Below are 15230 nucleotides of genomic sequence, written 5' to 3'. Positions count from 1 at the left end.
TCAAGCCAACCTGCGTTCGCGTCATGCCAGTCCCATGGCCGTCAGCAGCAGGTCGAGCGCCTTGATCCCGAGGAACGGCGCGATCAGACCGCCGAGCCCGTAGATCAGTAGGTTGCGCCGCAGCAGGCTGGCCGCGTCGGCGGCCTGCACGCGCACGCCGCGCAGCGCCAGGGGGATCAGCGCGACGATGATCAGCGCGTTGAACACGATGGCCGAGAGGATCGCGCTCTGCGGGCTGTGCAGCTGCATCAGGTTGAGCAGGCCGAGCTGCGGATAGAGGCCGCTGAACAGCGCCGGCAGGATGGCGAAGTACTTGGCGACGTCGTTGGCCACCGAGAAGGTGGTCAGCGCGCCGCGGGTGACCAGCAGCTCCTTGCCGACCCGCACCACGTCGAGCAGCTTGGTCGGGTCCGAGTCCAGGTCGACCAGGTTGGCTGCCTCGCGCGCGGCCTGGGTACCGTCGTTCATCGCCATGCCGACGTCGGCCTGGGCCAGCGCCGGCGCGTCGTTGGCGCCGTCGCCGCACATCGCGACCATCTTGCCCTCGGCCTGCTCCTGGCGGATGCGTTGCAGCTTCTTCTCCGGCGTGGCCTCGGCGATGACGTCGTCGACCCCGGCCTCGGCGGCGATGGCGGCGGCGGTCAGCGGGTTGTCGCCGGTCACCATCACGGTGCGGATGCCCAGCGTGCGCAGCTCGGCGAAGCGCTGGCGAATTCCCGGCTTGACCACGTCCTTGAGGTGCACGGCACCCAGCAGTTCGCCGTCGGCGCAGACCAGCAGCGGCGTGCCGCCACTCTGCGCGATGCTGTCGATCTCGCGGGCCAGCTCGGGCGCCAGGCCTGCACGGTCGCGGCCGAGGAAGTCCAGTACCGAGTCCACCGCGCCCTTGCGCAACACCCGGCCGTTCCAGTCGATCCCGGAGAGCCGCGTCTCGGCGCTGAACGGCACCGCGGTCACCGCGCTGCGCGGCGGCTCCTGCAGCGGATGCAGCGCGCGCAGGTAGTCGACGATGGATTTGCCTTCCGGCGTGTCGTCGGCCAGCGAGGCCAGCAACGCGCCTTCGGCCAGGGCCATGGCGCTGACGCCGGGCGCGGCGAACAGCGCGCTGCAGCGGCGGTTGCCGAAGGTGATGGTGCCGGTCTTGTCGAGCAGCAGCACGTGCACGTCGCCGGCCGCCTCCACCGCACGACCGGATTTGGCAATCACGTTGAGGCGCACCAGGCGGTCCATGCCGGCGATGCCGATGGCCGAGAGCAGGCCGCCGATGGTGGTCGGGATCAGCGTCACCAGCAGCGCCACCAGGTACACCAGCGGCAGGTCGCCGCCGGCGAAGCGGGCGAACGGCTGCAGCGTGGCGACCACCAGCAGGAAGATCAGCGTCAGGCCGATCAGCAGGATGTCCAGCGCCACCTCGTTGGGCGTCTTCTGCCGCTTGGCGCCTTCCACCAGGGCGATCATCCGGTCCAGCGTCGACTCGCCGGGGTTGGCGCTGATACGCACCAGCAGCCAGTCGGATACTAGCCGCGTGTTGCCGGTCACCGCCGAGCGGTCGCCGCCGGACTCGCGGATCACTGGCGCCGATTCGCCGGTGATCGCCGCCTCGTTCACCGCGCCGATGCCTTCGACGATCTCGCCGTCGCCGGGAATCAGTTCGCCGGCCTCGACGCGCACCAGGTCGCCACGCCGCAGGCTGCTTGCGGCGACGTCGGCGAAGCTGCCGTCGGCATTCCGGCGGCGCGCGCGCAGGCCTTCGCCACCGGCCTTGAGGCTGTCGGCGCGGGCCTTGCCGCGGCCTTCGGCGAGCGCCTCGGCGAAGTTGGCGAAGAGCACGGTGAACCACAGCCAGAGCGCGATCTGCAGCGCCAGGCCGGTGCTGACGCCCTGCGCCGGAACGAAACACAGCAGGCTGGTGACCACGGCGGTCAGCTCGACCACCAGCATCACAGGCGAGCGCAGCAACTGCCGCGGATCGAGCTTGACGAACGCCTGCACCAGCGCCGGTCGCCAGAGGGCGGAGAGGCGCGTGCGGGCCTGTTGGGGGGCGCCGGTCAGCGCCGGATTCTGCGAGTTGCCAGTCATGTCGGCTCCTTATTGGCCCAGCAGGCTGAGGTGTTCGGCGAGCGGGCCGAGGGCCAGCGCCGGGAGGAAGGTCAGGCCGCCGACCAGCAGGATGGTCAGGGTCAACAGGGTGACGAACAGCGGGCCGTGGGTCGGGAAGCTGTCGCTGCCCAGCGGCGCGCGCTTCTTCTGCGCCAGGCTGCCGGCGATCGCCAGTACCGGCAGGAGGTAGCCGAAGCGCCCGAGGAGCATGGCCAGGCCGAGCATCAGGTTGTGGTAGACGGTGTTGGCGCCGAAGCCGGCGAAGGCCGAGCCGTTGTTGGCGCTGGCCGAGGTGTAGGCGTAGAGGATCTGGCTGAAGCCGTGCGGGCCGGGGTTGCTCACCGAAGCCAGCGGGCCGGGCAGGCTGGCGGCGAGTGCACCGAATACCAGCACACCAACCGGCATCACCAGCAAGGTCGCCACCAGCAGGCGGACTTCGCGGGCTTCGAGCTTCTTGCCGAGGTATTCCGGGGTACGGCCGATCATCAGCCCGGCGAGGAACACGGCGATCAGGACGAACAGCAGCATGCCGTAGAGGCCGGCGCCGACACCGCCGAAGATCACCTCGCCGAGCATCATGTTGGCCAGCGGCATCAACGAACCGAGCGCGCTGAAGCTGTCGTGCATGGCGTTGACCGAGCCGTTCGAGGCGGCCGTGGTGGTCACCGCCCAGAGGCTCGAGGCGGTGATGCCGAAACGGCTTTCCTTGCCTTCCAGCGAGCCGGCCTGCTCGATCGGCAGGCCCGCCAGCAGCGCGTTCGGCTGGTACTCGGCGTAGAGCGTCAGGCCCAGGCCGATGACGAAGACGATCAGCATGCTCGCCAGCAGCGCGCGGCTCTGGCGCAGGTCCCTGACGTAGTGGCCGAAGGTGAACAGCAGCGCCGCCGGGATCAGCAGGATCGAGACCACCTCGAACAGGTTGCTCCAGGCCGTCGGGTTCTCGAACGGATGGGCCGAGTTGACGCCGAAGAAACCGCCGCCATTGGTGCCAAGTTGCTTGATGGCGATCTGGCTGGCCGCCGGGCCGAGGGGAATGCTTTGCGGCTGGCCCTGCAGGGTCAGCGCGTCGACGTAGGGCTGGAAGGTCTGCGGCACGCCCTGCCAGACCAGCAGCAGCGCCAGCAGCAGGCACAGCGGCAGCAGGCCGTATAGCGTGGCGCGGGTCAGGTCGACCCAGAAGTTGCCGACCGCCGTCGTCGAGCGCCGGGCGATGCCGCGGCAGAACACCGCCAGCACGGCCAGGCCCACCGCGGGGCTGACGAAGTTCTGTACGCCGAGGCCGAGCATCTGGCTGAAGTAGCTGAGCGTCGACTCGCCGCTGTAGGCCTGCCAGTTGGTGTTGGTGACGAAGCTGATCGCGGTGTTCAGCGCCAGGCTCCATTCCACGCCGGCCAGTCCCTGCGGATTGAGTGGCAGCACGCCTTGGAACAGCAGGATGGCGAACAGCAAGCCGAGGCACGTCAGGCTGAAGACCAGCAGCGCCGCCGCGTAGCCTTTCCAATCCTGTTCGGCTCCGGGCCGGAGCCCGCAGAGCCGGTAGCAGCCGCGCTCCAGCGGGCCGAGCAGTGGGCTGAGCAGGGTGCGCTCGCCCTCCATCGCCCGGTACAGGTAGCGGCCGAGCCAGGGCGCCGGTGCCAGCACGAGGACGAAGAAGACGCCCAGAAGCCAGTAGTCGGAGGTCTGCATGGCGCTAGCTCCGCCCGGTGCGCAACAGCGCCACCAGCAGGTAGATGAACAGCCCCGTGGCCAGGGCCAGGGACACACCGTCGAGAATGCTCATGGATTTCGCTCCTTGTCGGCGGACCGTCCGCCTGGCGCCATTCTCGGCAGCAGCGGCGTAAAGGAACGAGATGTGCGGGCCAGGCGCGGCGTAAAGAATTCATAAAGGCGCGCGGGCCCGAGCGGTTGGCGAACGGATCGAGTTCCCGTAGAGTCGCCGGAAAGCTGGCGCCTTAATAATGACTCTCATCGGATCACGAGCGGCAAACATGTCGGAAGCGATGGATACGCGGGTTCTCTGGAAACGCCTCGAAACCTGGCTGGCGGGGCATGACCCTGCGCGCCTGGCCGACCTCAATCCGCCGGCCTCCGAGTCCGCCGTGCGCGAACTGGAGCGCGTGCTGGGCGTGGCCCTGCCTGCCGGCTTCGGCGACTGCCTGAAGGTCCACGACGGCCAGCGCGGCCAGGCGGGCGCATTGTTCGACGGCAACCAGTTCCTGCCGATCCGCCACATCGCGATGAGCTGGTCGTCCTGGACCGAACTGCTCGACGACGGCGATTTCGACGGCCGCGTCGCCCGCCCGGACGCCGGCATCCGCGAAGGCTGGTGGCGACGCGGCTGGGTGCCATTCGCCTCCAACGGCGGCGGCGACTACCTGTGCCTGGACATGGTGCCGGCTGCGCAGGGCCGCGTCGGGCAGGTCATCGAGGTGCTCCACGACGTGCCGCAGCGCGTGCTGGTCGCGCCTTCGTTCACCGCCTGGTTCGGCGAATTCATTCACCGCAAGACCGCCTGACCGAGGCAGGGAAACGCCATGCAACCCACTACCATGACCCGCGAGCAGCGCCTGCAGAAACTCTTCGATGACTGCCAGCAACACGTGCTATCGCAGGTGATCGGGCCTTTCGGGCTGTCCACCGCGATGTTCAAGGACGTCGACCGAAACGGCGGCAACGTCACCACGCTGCACAACTTCTCGCGTGAGGACGACGACTACGTGGCGACCGACTCGGACAAGGCGCTGCACGGCCAGTCGCGCAAGGAATACGACAGGTCGGTGCGCGCCGAATACGAGGTCGACACCCAGGCCAAGGCGGACACCGCCGGCGGCAAGACCTGGGATGACAAGCGCAGCGAGCGGATCGGGCAGGGCCAGGACGAGTACACCGGCGAGGCGGTGCACGCCGACGGTACGGTGGAGCTGAAGAACGGCGGCCAGGCGCGCGCCGAGCTGGACCACGTGGTGTCGATCTCCGAGGTGCACAACGATCCGAAGATGCACCTGGCGCTGGGCCAGGTGAGCGAAGACGGCAGCGTCGACGTCAGCCGCATTCGCGAGATGGTCAACGCCGACGACAACCTGGCGTTGACCAACCAGCCGCTGAACGGCTCCAAGGGCGACGAGGACCTCGCCGAGTGGGCCGCCAGGGAACGCAAGGACGGCCAGACCAACGCCGAGAAATTCGGCGCCGACCAGGAGAAGGTCGACGAGAAACACAAGACCGCGCGCAAGCACGTCGACCGCACCGCCAACCACGCGCTGCTGAAGAAGCAGGCCACCGAACTGCTCGTTACCGGTGGCAAGCAGGCCGCGCTGGTGGGCGCGCGCCAGGCGCTGGGCGTGCTGCTGACCGAGCTGGTCAACGGCCTGTTCAACGAGGTCAAGCTGCTCATCCAGCAGGGCGTCGAGGTGGGCAAGAGCCTGCTGGAGGAGATCGGCCAGCGCCTGCTGCGCATCGCCGAGCAGGTGGTGAGGAAGGTCCCTGCCGCGCTCTCGCAGATGATCGACGGCGGCGTCAGCGGCTTCGTCAGCAACCTGCTGACCTTCCTGCTGAACAACTTCCTGTCCACCGCCAAGCGCTTCGTCACGGTGATCCGCGAGGGCCTGCTCGGCCTGTTCAAGGCGGCGAAGATGATGCTCTTCCCGCCCAGCCACATGACCCGCGAGCAGGCGATGCAGGAAGGCCTCAAGCTGCTCGGCACCCTGGTCATCAGTTCGGTGGGCATCCTGCTCGGCGAGACGGTGGCGGTATTCATGGCCGGCGTGCCCTTTCTCAAACCGTTCGCCGACCTGCTCACGCCGGTGCTGATCGGCACCCTCAGCGGCCTGCTGTCGGCCTTCCTCGCCTACCAGATCGACTGCTGGTTCGACCGCCATGCGCGCAAGGAGAAGCTGCTCGACGAGCTGATCGCCAATGCCGGCCGCCACGAGGCCGTCGCCAGCGAGCTGGCGACGTTGTCCGAGGCGTCGCTGGGTAACGTCGCGCTGTACGCCGAATCGATCGAGCTGTACCGCCAGACCGGCGTGGCCCTGGGCGCCGCCGGGTTGGCTTCGGCCGCCACCCTGGCCAGTCTGGAGCAGGCGCTGGAGAGCACCCGCGGGCAGGTCGAAAGGAGCTGGCAGATGATCGGCCGCATCGACGAGAGCCAGGCCGACATCGACGACTTCCTCAAGACCCTCTGAGCCCCACTCTCTTTCCGCACTCAATGCCGTAGCAGGACGCCAGACCATGCCCAGCCAGACCCGCACCTCGACGAAAGGCTCCCAGGAACTGCAGATCGTCCAGGCGTTCTCCAGCCTTGAGGTGCCCGAGCGGATCATCCGCGAGAGCAACATCAAGGAGCTGCTCCAGGGTCTGAGCGCCGATCAGGAAAGGGTCCTGTCCGAGGCCGACCGCCTGAACAGGCTGCGCGGGGAAAAGAAGGACGGGAATTTCGTCGGCAACTGGTTCCACGGCCGCAGCGACAAGATTCAGGAAGCCCAGCTCGACCTCAACGCCTCGATCGGCCAGCTGACGCAGAAATCCTCGCAACTGCTGGTGGTCAACACGGCCATCTCCAAGGTGCTCAGCGATCAGCAGAAACTTCTCCTGCAACAGCAGAACCTGCTGAGGCAGCAGGCCGACGAGCTGGTGGCGCAGAACCAGCGGATTCTCGACCAGCAGGTTCAACTGGGTGAGCAGCAGCAAGCGATCAACGCCGCCAATCAGGGGTTGCTGGAGGCCAAGGGGCTGACCCAAGAGCAGGCGCAGCAACTGGTGGGCTGCGTGAAGCAGGTCAGGGAAGCCGAGCAGCGCATCGACGCCGCCAATCGGGCGCTGCGCGACGAGGTGACCCGCGACCTGGGCGTCGCCAGCGCGCAGTGCGTCAGCCAGCTGGGCGTCGGCTTCGCCAACCTCGAACAACGGCAGGCGGAAAACGCGCGACAGCTGAGCGATGCCTTGCAGGCGCAGGCCGAGCGCAACGAGGAGGAGTTCGCCCGCTTCGCCGAAGACAGCCAGCGCCTGCGCGAGGATATCGACCGCCACCTGCAGGAGCAGGACAGGACGCTCGCCAGCCAGGCCGCCGAGGCGACGCGCGTGCAGGCGGCGCTGGAGCAGCGTCAGCGGGCGCACGCCCAGGCGCTGCAGGAACAGCTCGGCGCCCATGAAGCCGCGTCCTTGCAACAGGCCGCCGCATTGCGCGAGTCATTCGACCAGTCGCTGCAGACGCTCGACCTGAGCCTTTCGCAGCGCTTGCTCGCGCTGCAGGCGGACCATGACCGGCGTTTCGTCCAGCTACGCCTGGCGTTGGCGGGTGCCAGCGTACTGGCGCTCGCCGCGCTGGGCTGGCAGGCGGCGGTGCACTTCGCGCTGATCTGAGGTCCGCCGAGCATTTCATCGGAGCGCTGCGCATCCTCGCTCTGGCAGGAGTCGAAGGGAACATCGACGACAGGCAGCGAGGCGAACCGATGAAAAGTAATCGCGAGAAAATGCTCGCTGGCGCGCTTTACCAACCCTGGGACCCTGAGCTGGTCGCCGCACGCGCCGCGGCGCGAGTGTTGATGCACGCGTTCAACGCCAGCGCGGAAAACTCCGCCGAGCGCCACGAGCTGCTCGGCAGGATCCTCGGCTCCGCGCAGGGCGAGCCCTACATCGAATCGACCTTCCGCTTCGACTACGGCTTCAACATCCATGTCGGGCGGAGCTTCTACGCCAATTTCGACCTGCTGATCCTCGACGCCGCGCCGGTGCGCATCGGTGACGACTGCCTGATCGGACCGGGTGTGCACATCTACACCAGCACCCATCCGCTGGACATGGGCGAGCGCGTCTCCACCCTTGAAAGCGCGCGGCCGGTGTCCATCGGCAACGGCGTCTGGATCGGCGGGCGCGCGGTGATCAATCCGGGCGTCAGCATCGGCGACGGCGCCATCATCGCCTCGGGCGCGGTGGTGACCCGCGATGTGCCGACGTTCACGCTGGTCGGCGGCAACCCGGCGCGGCTGATCCGCCAGCTCGAGGCGCGCTCTACGGCGGAACCTCGGAATGGCCCCGCCCCTTGCCCGTAGGGTGCGCCATGCGCACCAACCGCACCGCGTGCTCCCACTGGTGGGCGCGGCGCGCCCTACGGCAGCCGGACCCCTGAAAAAGAAAACCCCGCACCCAGGCTGGCCGGTGCGGGGTGACGCGAAATCCGCGGAACGAGGTTCGTGTGGGCGCTAGCGCATCGCGGCGTGCGGCCCGGAAAGGTAGTCGAGCAGGCGGAACAGGCTGATCTTCAACGTGCTGCACAGGCTCAGGCCCTGGCGGATGGCCGCGGCATCCTGCACGGCGCCGCGGCCCTGAAGGTCTTCGGCGCAGGCGCCGAGCAGCGCCTCGATGCTGTCCGGCGTGCTCTCCAGGTGGTATTGCAGGGCGATCACGCGCTCCTTCCAGATGAACCCCTGGCATTCGCACGCCGCCGAGCCGTACAGGGGAATCGCCCCTGAAGGCAGCTCGAAATTGCGTTCGTGCCAGTGCAGCGCCATCAACCGCTGCGGCAGCATCCGGCCGAGCGGCGAACTCTGGGCCTGGGCGTATTTCTCCACCGGCCACCAGCCGACTTCGGCCTGGCCGACGTCGCGCACCCGCGCGCCGAGCGCGTCGGCGATCAGCTGACCGCCGAAGCCGATGCCCAGCAGGCGCTTCTGCGTCTTCAGCGTTTCGCGGATCAGCCGTTTCTCGGCGCTCAGCCAGGGGTAGTCGGCTTCATCGTCGACATCCATCGGGCCGCCGAGAACGATCAGCAGGTCGAAATCGTCGATCTCGGGCAGTGCCGCGTTTTCGTACAGCGCATGCACGCGTGCCCAGAGGGCGCGCGATTCCAGCCATGGGCCGATGCGGCCGAGGCCTTCGAAGGACGCATGTTGCAGGATCGAGACGCGCATCAGGCCACCTCCGCCGTGGCGGTCTTCGCTCGCGCCAGGGCGGCGGCGAGTCGTTTGAGCATTTCTTCGACGTTGGCCGCGCTGACCGTCAGCGCCGGCGAGAAGCGCAGGCAGTGCGCATGCGGCGCGCTGATCAGCAGGCCTTCGGCCAGCGCCGCGCGGACCACCGCCGGGGCGGCCAGGCCGAGCAGCGGCAGGCCGACCAGCAGGCCGTGCCCGCGCAGCGGGCCGTGGCCGCTGCGCCGTGACAGCCGCGCCAGACCCTCGCGCATGCGCTCGCCGACCTCGCGGATGTGTTCGAGGAAGCCCGGCTCCAGGGTCGCCTGCAGCACCGCGAGCCCGGCACTGGTCATCAGCGGGTTGCCATGCAGCGTGCCGCCCAGATCACCGGGCTCGAAACATCCGGCGTTGCCTCGCGCCAGCAAGGCGGCCAGAGGAACGCCGCCGCCGAGGCCCTTGCCGAGGGTGACGATATCGGCGCGCACGCCGTACAGCTCCTCGGCGAGCAGCGAGCCGCAGCGGCCGATGCCGGTCTGCACTTCGTCGAGGATCAGCAGGAGGCCGCGCTCGCGGCACAGCCTCTCCGCGCCCTGCAGGTATTCCAGGGTCGCCGGGATCACGCCGGCATCGCCCTGCACCGGTTCGAGCAGGATCGCCACGGTATCGTCGTCCACCGCGGCCTGCAGCGCGGCGAGGTCGTTGAACGGCACCGAGCCAAAGCCGTTGCGCGCCTCGCCCTGTTCGGACAGCGCGCCGAAGGTCAGGCCGTGGCCGCTCTGGCTGGCGCTGATCACCTTGCGCGCGCCGCCGCGATGCAGGCGGCCCCATTTGCGCGCCAGTTGCACCGCGGCCTCGTTGGCCTCGGCGCCGCTGTTGAGGAAGTACGCCTGTTCGCTGCCGGTTGCCTGGCACAGCCGCGCGGCGAGCTTGAGCAGGCTGCGGCTGTAGAAGCTCGGGCCGGGGTTGAGCAGGTTCTCGGCCTGACGCTGCAGCGCTTCGACCAGCACGTTGGGGCTGTGGCCGAGGCTGTTGGCGGCGCCGCCCTGGTGGAAGTCCAGGTAGGCGCGGCCGCCGCTGTCCCACAGCCAGGAACCCTGGCCGCGGACGAAAACCTGCTCCGGACGCTCGATCGTATGCATCAGGCGCAGGCGGGCCTGTATGTCACGCATGTTCGCCGCCGCCCTGTTGCAGGTACTCGACACGGATCTGCCGGCGACCGTGGTGGTTCAGGCCGAGCACGCGGCGCAGTTCGCGGCCCCCCTCGACGATCAGCACGAAGCCTTGTTCCGGCGGAAAACGCTCCGCCAGCAGGCGACGTACCTGGCGGTACTGCGCGCTGCGAACGGTCAGCTCGGCCAACTGCATGTCGCCGTCGAGCAGGGTGATCCGATAGTCGCTCATGCGCGCAACCCCTCCGGCGCCTGGCCATACAGGCGGGCGCTCCAGTCTTCGATGCGGCCGGTGGCCAGGCGCCGCGCGGCGGTGTCGCGCCAGCGCACGCTGAGGTCGTGGCAGGAGACCAGCTGCTGCAGGCCGGCGCGCTCCAGCGGTGCCTGGTAGAAGCTGCGGATCGCCTGGGCGACGGTCAGCCCCGGGTAGTTGCGCTGAACCAGTTGCAGGCTGTTTTCCGGGCTGACGAAACCGGCCTTGAGCACGCGGTAGTACCAGCCGAAGCGGCCGCTCTCCTGCGCCCATTGCGGCATTTCGGCGATCCCGCTGCGGTGGCTCAGGCGGTAGCACGGGGAGCGCGGCTGGCTGACCTGCAGTAGCGCGTCGCCCCAGCGGAACACGTCGCCGATGCACACGCGGTTTTCCAGCAGGCCGTAGGTGGAGAGGTTTTCGCCGAAGTCCGGCGCCTTCCAGTCGATCTGCGGCAGCACGCGTTTCCAGTGGGCATAGTGCTCGGCGGGATAGTGGTGCAGGACGCGCTCGGGGCCGCCATGGAAGCGGATGTCACCCTGTTCGTCGCTGCCCAGGCCTTGCGGCCATAGCCAGAGCCGATGGTTGATCGGCTGCTTGTCGGTCGCGCTGATCAGCCCGACGCCGATCTCTTTTGCTTTGCCTATGAATAAACCGTTGACCTTGATGGCTTTCATCGCCGTTCTCCGCACCGAGCCCTCGCTCTGTGGGGCTAGATTAAGAGCGGCAGGGGGATGCGGATATTTCGATTTTTCAGATTCATTGATAAGCTCTGCTTATGGATTTTCGTCAACTTCGTTACTTCGTCGCCCTCTACGAGGAAGGCCATGTCGGTCGCGCCGCCGAGCGTCTGAGCCTTTCGCAGCCGGCGCTGTCCCAGCAGATCCGCGGGCTTGAGCAGGGTCTGGACGTCAGCCTGTTCCAGCGCAGCGGCAAGCGCCTGCTGCCGACCCTTGCCGCCCACACCCTATACAACCATGCGGTCGCGCTTCTCGACGGCATGGAGCGCGCGCGCGAGGCGTTGCGCAGTTTCCGCGGCCAGGCGCCGCGCAGCCTCGCCATCGGCGTGCTGCAGACGGTCAACGCCAGCCTGGTGCCCATGCTGCTGGAGCGTCTGCGCGAGGCGCAGCCGCAATTGGTGGTGCAGATCTACGAGTTGTCCGGTATCGACATCGAGCGGCGCCTGCTCACCGGCACCCTGGATGTCGGCATCGGCTTCCTGCCGCCGCGCCAGCCGGGGCTGCATTCGCTGCCGCTGTACGAGGACGAGCTGCAGCTGGTGATTCCGGCCGAGCACCCGCTGAAGGAATTCAAGAAGGTCTCCCTGACCCAGGCTGCGGAGCTGCCGATGCTGCTGTTGGGCGAGGAATTCCGCGTGCGGCAGATCTGGCAGGAGCAACTGGCGGCGCTCGGTCGACGCCCGCGCGTGCAGGCGGAGCTGAACCAGATGGGCGGGATTCTCGACAGCCTGGCGCAATCCAACCTGGCCACCGTGCTGCCCGGCCGCGCGCGCCAGGTCAACGCCACCGACCGCCTGTTGTGGAAGCCGCTCAGCGAGCCGCGCGTGCTGCTACAGGTCGGCCTGGTATTCCGCGACGCGCAGCGCCAGCAGGCGACGCTGGAACTGCTGCGCTCGCTGCTGGAAGGGATCAACCCGCCGCGCGACGGGCTGAACTGAGACTACTTCGCCTCATCGCGCGGCGGGCGCAGCACCAGCCACAGGGCCAGGGCGATCAGCACGCCGCCATACAGGTAGGCCCAGGACAGCTTTTCGTCGAGCAGCAGCACGCCCCAGAAGACCCCGAACAGTGGAATCAGGAAGGTCACGGTCATCGACTTGACCGGGCCGATGTCGGCGATCAGGCGGAAATACAGGATGAAGGCGAACGCCGTGCAGACCACGCCCAGGCCCACCAGCGCCGCCCAGGTGAGCGGATCGCTCCAGTGCGCCTGCGACTGGCCCGGCGCCGCCCAGAGCATCAATGGCAACAGGCTGAGGGTCGCGCCGAGCTGGCTGCCCAGCGCCAGCAGGCGACTGTCCAGGCCGCCGCGCTCGCTCACCCAGCGCCGTGTGAGGAAGCCCGAGAGCCCGTAGCAGGTGGTCGCCACCAGGCAGGCCGCGGCGCCCCAGGCCAGGTTGAGGTCGAAGGCCACCGGTCCGGTGCGGCTGAGCACGGCGACACCGGCCAGGCCGAGCAGCACGCCGGCGCCCTTGCTCGGGGTGAGCGATTCGCCGAAGAACAGCGCACCGATGAGGACGCCCATCAAGGGCGTGGTGGCGTTGAAGATCGCCAGGTAACCGGCCGGCAGGTGCTGCGCGGCGACCGCGTACATGGCAAAGGGTAACCCGGCGCTGATCACCCCGAGCAGCAGTACTCGGCCGAGCAGGCCACGGAAATCCCATCGGATGCGCAGCACGAGGACGATCAGCGCCAGGCCCAGGCAGGCCATCGATACGCGCCCAAAGGCCGTGGGCAGGGTACCGATCTGCGGCACCAGCATCCGCACGAAGAGGAAGCTGGCACCCCAGATGGCGGCGAGACTGATCAGGCGAAGGTAATCGGCAGCGCGCATGGGACGATTCCGCGGGAGTGGGCGCCGAGTGTTGCCATCCACGCGTCGTCTGGCAATCCGATTTCGGCTTTTGCGGTTTTTTCCGGGCAATAAAAAACCCCGCCGAAGCGGGGTTGATTGATTTCGACTTCCTTGATCCGCCGCCAATCCTTAGCGGGTTCCGACGTATCCGTGTTCGACCTTGGCGCTTCCTGCGCGACGTCCTTGGAGCAGGAGAATACGCAGGCGTCCCGTGGCTGGATAGAGGCGGAAAGCCATCACGGTTTGTAAGCTTTGGCTTACAGGTGCGGCCATTCGCCATTAGCGTCCGCCTCTTTCTTTAGCCCATAGAAAAGCCCCGCGCTGGCGGGGCTTTTCGGAGCATCGCGAGCGGTCAGAACTGCGCGGCGTCCAGCAGGTACAGCGATTCGCTACCGGCCTTGACCGACGCCGTAAGCGAATGGATACGCGGCAGCAGGCGGGCGAAATAGAAGCGCGCGGTGCCGAGCTTGCTGGCGTAGAACGCGTCCTCGGTTTCCCTGCCCAGCGCGGCGCGTGCCATCAGCGCCCACATGTAGGCGTAGGCGGTGTAGCCGAACACGTGCAGGTATTCCACCGAAGCGGCGCCGATTTCGTTGGGGTTGCTCTGCGAACGGTTGAGCAGCCAGGCGCTGAGCTCGTCGAGGTTCTTCACCGCCGCGTCCAGCGGTGCGGTGAATTCGGCGAGTTCGCTACCGGCGGAGGCGGTGAACGCCTTGATCTCGTCGGAGAAGTGCTTGTAGAACGCGCCGCCGCTGCCGACGATCTTGCGCCCGACCAGGTCCAGCGCCTGGATGCCGTTGGTGCCTTCGTAGATCTGCGTGATGCGCACGTCGCGCACCAGTTGCTCCTGACCCCATTCGCGAATGAAGCCATGGCCGCCGAACACCTGCTGGCCATGTACCGTGGTTTCCAGGCCGAGGTCGGTGAGGAACGCCTTGGCTACCGGGGTGAGCAGGGCGACCAGGTCCTCGGCGCGTTTGCGCTGGGCCGGGTCCTCGCTGAACTTGGCGGTGTCCAGTTGCATCGCGACGTAGGTGGAGAAGGCGCGGCCACCCTCATTGCTGGCCTTCATGGTCAGCAGCATGCGCCGCACGTCCGGGTGCACGATGATCGGGTCGGCGGCCTTGGTCTTGTCCTGCGGACCGGTCGGCGCGCGGCTCTGGATGCGCTCGCGGGCGTACTCGACGGCGCTCTGGTAGGAGCGTTCGCCCGACGCGAGACCCTGGATGCCGACGCCCAGGCGCTCGTAGTTCATCATGGTGAACATCGCCGCGAGGCCCTTGTTGACGTCGCCGACCAGCCAGCCGGTGGCGCCGTCGAAGTTCATCACGCAGGTGGCCGAGGCCTTGATGCCCATCTTGTGTTCGATCGAGCCGCAGCTGACCGCATTGCGCTCGCCCAGCGAACCGTCGGCGCCAACCATGAACTTCGGCACCAGGAACAGCGAGATGCCCTTCGGCCCGGCCGGTGCGTCGGGCAGCTTGGCCAGCACCAGGTGGATGATGTTCTCGGTGAGGTCGTGTTCGCCGCCGGTGATGAAGATCTTGGTGCCGGAGACCTTGTAGCTGCCGTCGGCCTGCGGCTCGGCCTTGGTGCGGATGATGCCCAGGTCGGTGCCGGCGTGCGGCTCGGTCAGGCACATGGAACCGGCCCAGACGCCGGCGTACATGTTCGGCAGGTAGGCGTCCTTCAGCTCGTCGCTGGCGTGGGCGTTGATCGCCAGGCAGGCGCCGGCGGTGAGCATCGGGTACAGGCCGAACGACAGGTTGGCCGAGTTGACCATCTCCTCGACCTGCGCGCCGATCACCTTGGGCATGCCCATGCCGCCGTAGGCCGGGTTGCCGCCGACGCCGACCCAGCCGCCTTCGGCATAGGTGCGGTAGGCCTCGACGAAGCCGGCCGGGGTGCTGACCACGCCGTCCTTCCACTGGCAGCCTTCCTCGTCGCCGCTGCGATTCAGCGGCGCGATGCTGCGTGCGTTGACCTTGCCGGCCTCCTCGAGGATGGCTTCGGCGGTGTCGGCGTCCACGACTTCGGCCAGCGCCGGCATCTCAGCCCACAGACGGGCCACGTCGAAGACTTCGTTGAGGACGAAACGCATATCGCGCAGGGGCGCTTTGTAGTCAGCCATGGTGCATACCTCGAGATCGGCCGGCCTCGGTGGCCGGTGCTTGATTCCACGAGTCTAACCGAAGACCTTTTCAGAGA

14 protein-coding genes are annotated in these 15230 nt (G+C 67.8%); 5 read left to right on the top strand and 9 right to left on the bottom strand.

Translation table 11 applies throughout. The features are described from left to right. Positions 1–21: 21 nt before the first annotated feature. Genes kdpB through kdpF form a run of 3 tightly spaced genes read right to left on the bottom strand, consistent with a single transcriptional unit; the run spans position 22 to position 3880 of the window. Complete coding sequence (kdpB, locus tag QMX85_RS10295) at positions 22–2079, bottom strand: potassium-transporting ATPase subunit KdpB (protein ID WP_282340582.1); 2058 nt, start codon at positions 2077–2079, stop codon at positions 22–24. A 9-nt stretch (positions 2080–2088) separates the two neighbouring features. Then, positions 2089–3786 carry a potassium-transporting ATPase subunit KdpA gene (gene kdpA, locus QMX85_RS10290; protein WP_282340580.1) on the bottom strand — a complete coding sequence of 566 codons (1698 nt, stop codon included), beginning with the start codon at positions 3784–3786 and terminating at the stop codon, positions 2089–2091. Positions 3787–3790: 4 nt separating this feature from the next. Continuing rightward, a complete protein-coding gene (gene kdpF / locus QMX85_RS10285; RefSeq protein ID WP_282340578.1) occupies positions 3791–3880 on the bottom strand; it encodes a K(+)-transporting ATPase subunit F in 90 nt (29 codons plus the stop codon). A 208-nt stretch (positions 3881–4088) separates the two neighbouring features. On the opposite strand from kdpF, the gene QMX85_RS10280 reads away from it, so the two are divergent. The 4 genes from QMX85_RS10280 (at position 4089) to QMX85_RS10265 (ending at position 8150) form a co-directional block, all read left to right on the top strand. Next, positions 4089–4616, top strand: a complete 528-nt coding sequence (locus QMX85_RS10280) for an SMI1/KNR4 family protein (protein WP_282340576.1) — start codon at positions 4089–4091, stop codon at positions 4614–4616. Between the two features lie 18 nt (positions 4617–4634). Then, positions 4635–6284, top strand: a complete 1650-nt coding sequence (locus tag QMX85_RS10275; protein WP_282340573.1) for a hypothetical protein — start codon at positions 4635–4637, stop codon at positions 6282–6284. A gap of 46 nt (positions 6285–6330) precedes the next feature. Continuing rightward, positions 6331–7461: a hypothetical protein gene (locus QMX85_RS10270; RefSeq protein WP_282340571.1), complete on the top strand. Its 1131-nt coding sequence runs from the start codon at positions 6331–6333 to the stop codon at positions 7459–7461. Between the two features lie 89 nt (positions 7462–7550). Next, a complete protein-coding gene (locus QMX85_RS10265) occupies positions 7551–8150 on the top strand; it encodes a sugar O-acetyltransferase (protein WP_282340569.1) in 600 nt (199 codons plus the stop codon). Between the two features lie 150 nt (positions 8151–8300). Here QMX85_RS10265 and QMX85_RS10260 read toward each other — a convergent pair whose 3' ends face one another. From QMX85_RS10260 to QMX85_RS10245, 4 genes are read right to left on the bottom strand one after another with little or no spacing between them, the layout of a single operon-like run. After that, entirely contained in the window at positions 8301–9008 is a 708-nt protein-coding gene (locus QMX85_RS10260; protein ID WP_090225002.1) for a type 1 glutamine amidotransferase, read from the bottom strand. Further along, positions 9008–10177, bottom strand: a complete 1170-nt coding sequence (locus tag QMX85_RS10255; protein ID WP_282340567.1) for an aminotransferase class III-fold pyridoxal phosphate-dependent enzyme — start codon at positions 10175–10177, stop codon at positions 9008–9010. Before QMX85_RS10255 ends, QMX85_RS10260 begins: the two co-directional genes overlap by 1 nt. Beyond that, positions 10170–10409, bottom strand: coding sequence for a hypothetical protein (locus QMX85_RS10250; RefSeq protein ID WP_282340565.1), 240 nt, complete (start codon positions 10407–10409; stop codon positions 10170–10172). Before QMX85_RS10250 ends, QMX85_RS10255 begins: the two co-directional genes overlap by 8 nt. After that, a complete protein-coding gene (locus tag QMX85_RS10245) occupies positions 10406–11104 on the bottom strand; it encodes an MOSC domain-containing protein (RefSeq protein WP_273233723.1) in 699 nt (232 codons plus the stop codon). Before QMX85_RS10245 ends, QMX85_RS10250 begins: the two co-directional genes overlap by 4 nt. A 101-nt stretch (positions 11105–11205) precedes the next feature. Between QMX85_RS10245 and QMX85_RS10240 the strand changes: the two genes are divergently transcribed. Beyond that, a complete protein-coding gene (locus QMX85_RS10240) occupies positions 11206–12105 on the top strand; it encodes a LysR substrate-binding domain-containing protein (RefSeq protein WP_090225009.1) in 900 nt (299 codons plus the stop codon). Positions 12106–12107: 2 nt separating this feature from the next. Here the strand turns inward: QMX85_RS10240 and QMX85_RS10235 are convergent, their stop codons facing one another. Both QMX85_RS10235 and QMX85_RS10230 read right to left on the bottom strand, forming a co-directional pair. After that, a complete protein-coding gene (locus tag QMX85_RS10235; protein WP_282340562.1) occupies positions 12108–13001 on the bottom strand; it encodes a DMT family transporter in 894 nt (297 codons plus the stop codon). 373 nt (positions 13002–13374) lie between these two features. Then, entirely contained in the window at positions 13375–15153 is a 1779-nt protein-coding gene (locus tag QMX85_RS10230) for an acyl-CoA dehydrogenase C-terminal domain-containing protein (RefSeq protein ID WP_282340561.1), read from the bottom strand. Between the last annotated feature and the right edge of the window lie 77 nt (positions 15154–15230).

This window comes from Pseudomonas sp. PS02288 (assembly GCF_029959715.1).
Classification (GTDB): Bacteria; Pseudomonadota; Gammaproteobacteria; order Pseudomonadales; family Pseudomonadaceae; genus Pseudomonas_O; species Pseudomonas_O kuykendallii.
Note: the sequence above shows the minus strand (reverse complement) of the source record. Positions and strands in the feature narration are given on the sequence as shown.

Bases quoted from the DNA above. Each gene is read 5' to 3' on its own strand.
- kdpB (WP_282340582.1), bottom strand. From the start codon at position 2,079: ATGACTGGCAACTCGCAGAATCCGGCGCTGACCGGCGCCCCCCAACAG.
- kdpA (WP_282340580.1), bottom strand. From the start codon at position 3,786: ATGCAGACCTCCGACTACTGGCTTCTGGGCGTCTTCTTCGTCCTCGTG.
- kdpF (WP_282340578.1), bottom strand. From the start codon at position 3,880: ATGAGCATTCTCGACGGTGTGTCCCTGGCCCTGGCCACGGGGCTGTTC.
- QMX85_RS10280 (WP_282340576.1), top strand. From the start codon at position 4,089: ATGTCGGAAGCGATGGATACGCGGGTTCTCTGGAAACGCCTCGAAACC.
- QMX85_RS10275 (WP_282340573.1), top strand. From the start codon at position 4,635: ATGCAACCCACTACCATGACCCGCGAGCAGCGCCTGCAGAAACTCTTC.
- QMX85_RS10270 (WP_282340571.1), top strand. From the start codon at position 6,331: ATGCCCAGCCAGACCCGCACCTCGACGAAAGGCTCCCAGGAACTGCAG.
- QMX85_RS10265 (WP_282340569.1), top strand. From the start codon at position 7,551: ATGAAAAGTAATCGCGAGAAAATGCTCGCTGGCGCGCTTTACCAACCC.
- QMX85_RS10260 (WP_090225002.1), bottom strand. From the start codon at position 9,008: ATGCGCGTCTCGATCCTGCAACATGCGTCCTTCGAAGGCCTCGGCCGC.
- QMX85_RS10255 (WP_282340567.1), bottom strand. From the start codon at position 10,177: ATGCGTGACATACAGGCCCGCCTGCGCCTGATGCATACGATCGAGCGT.
- QMX85_RS10250 (WP_282340565.1), bottom strand. From the start codon at position 10,409: ATGAGCGACTATCGGATCACCCTGCTCGACGGCGACATGCAGTTGGCC.
- QMX85_RS10245 (WP_273233723.1), bottom strand. From the start codon at position 11,104: ATGAAAGCCATCAAGGTCAACGGTTTATTCATAGGCAAAGCAAAAGAG.
- QMX85_RS10240 (WP_090225009.1), top strand. From the start codon at position 11,206: ATGGATTTTCGTCAACTTCGTTACTTCGTCGCCCTCTACGAGGAAGGC.
- QMX85_RS10235 (WP_282340562.1), bottom strand. From the start codon at position 13,001: ATGCGCGCTGCCGATTACCTTCGCCTGATCAGTCTCGCCGCCATCTGG.
- QMX85_RS10230 (WP_282340561.1), bottom strand. From the start codon at position 15,153: ATGGCTGACTACAAAGCGCCCCTGCGCGATATGCGTTTCGTCCTCAAC.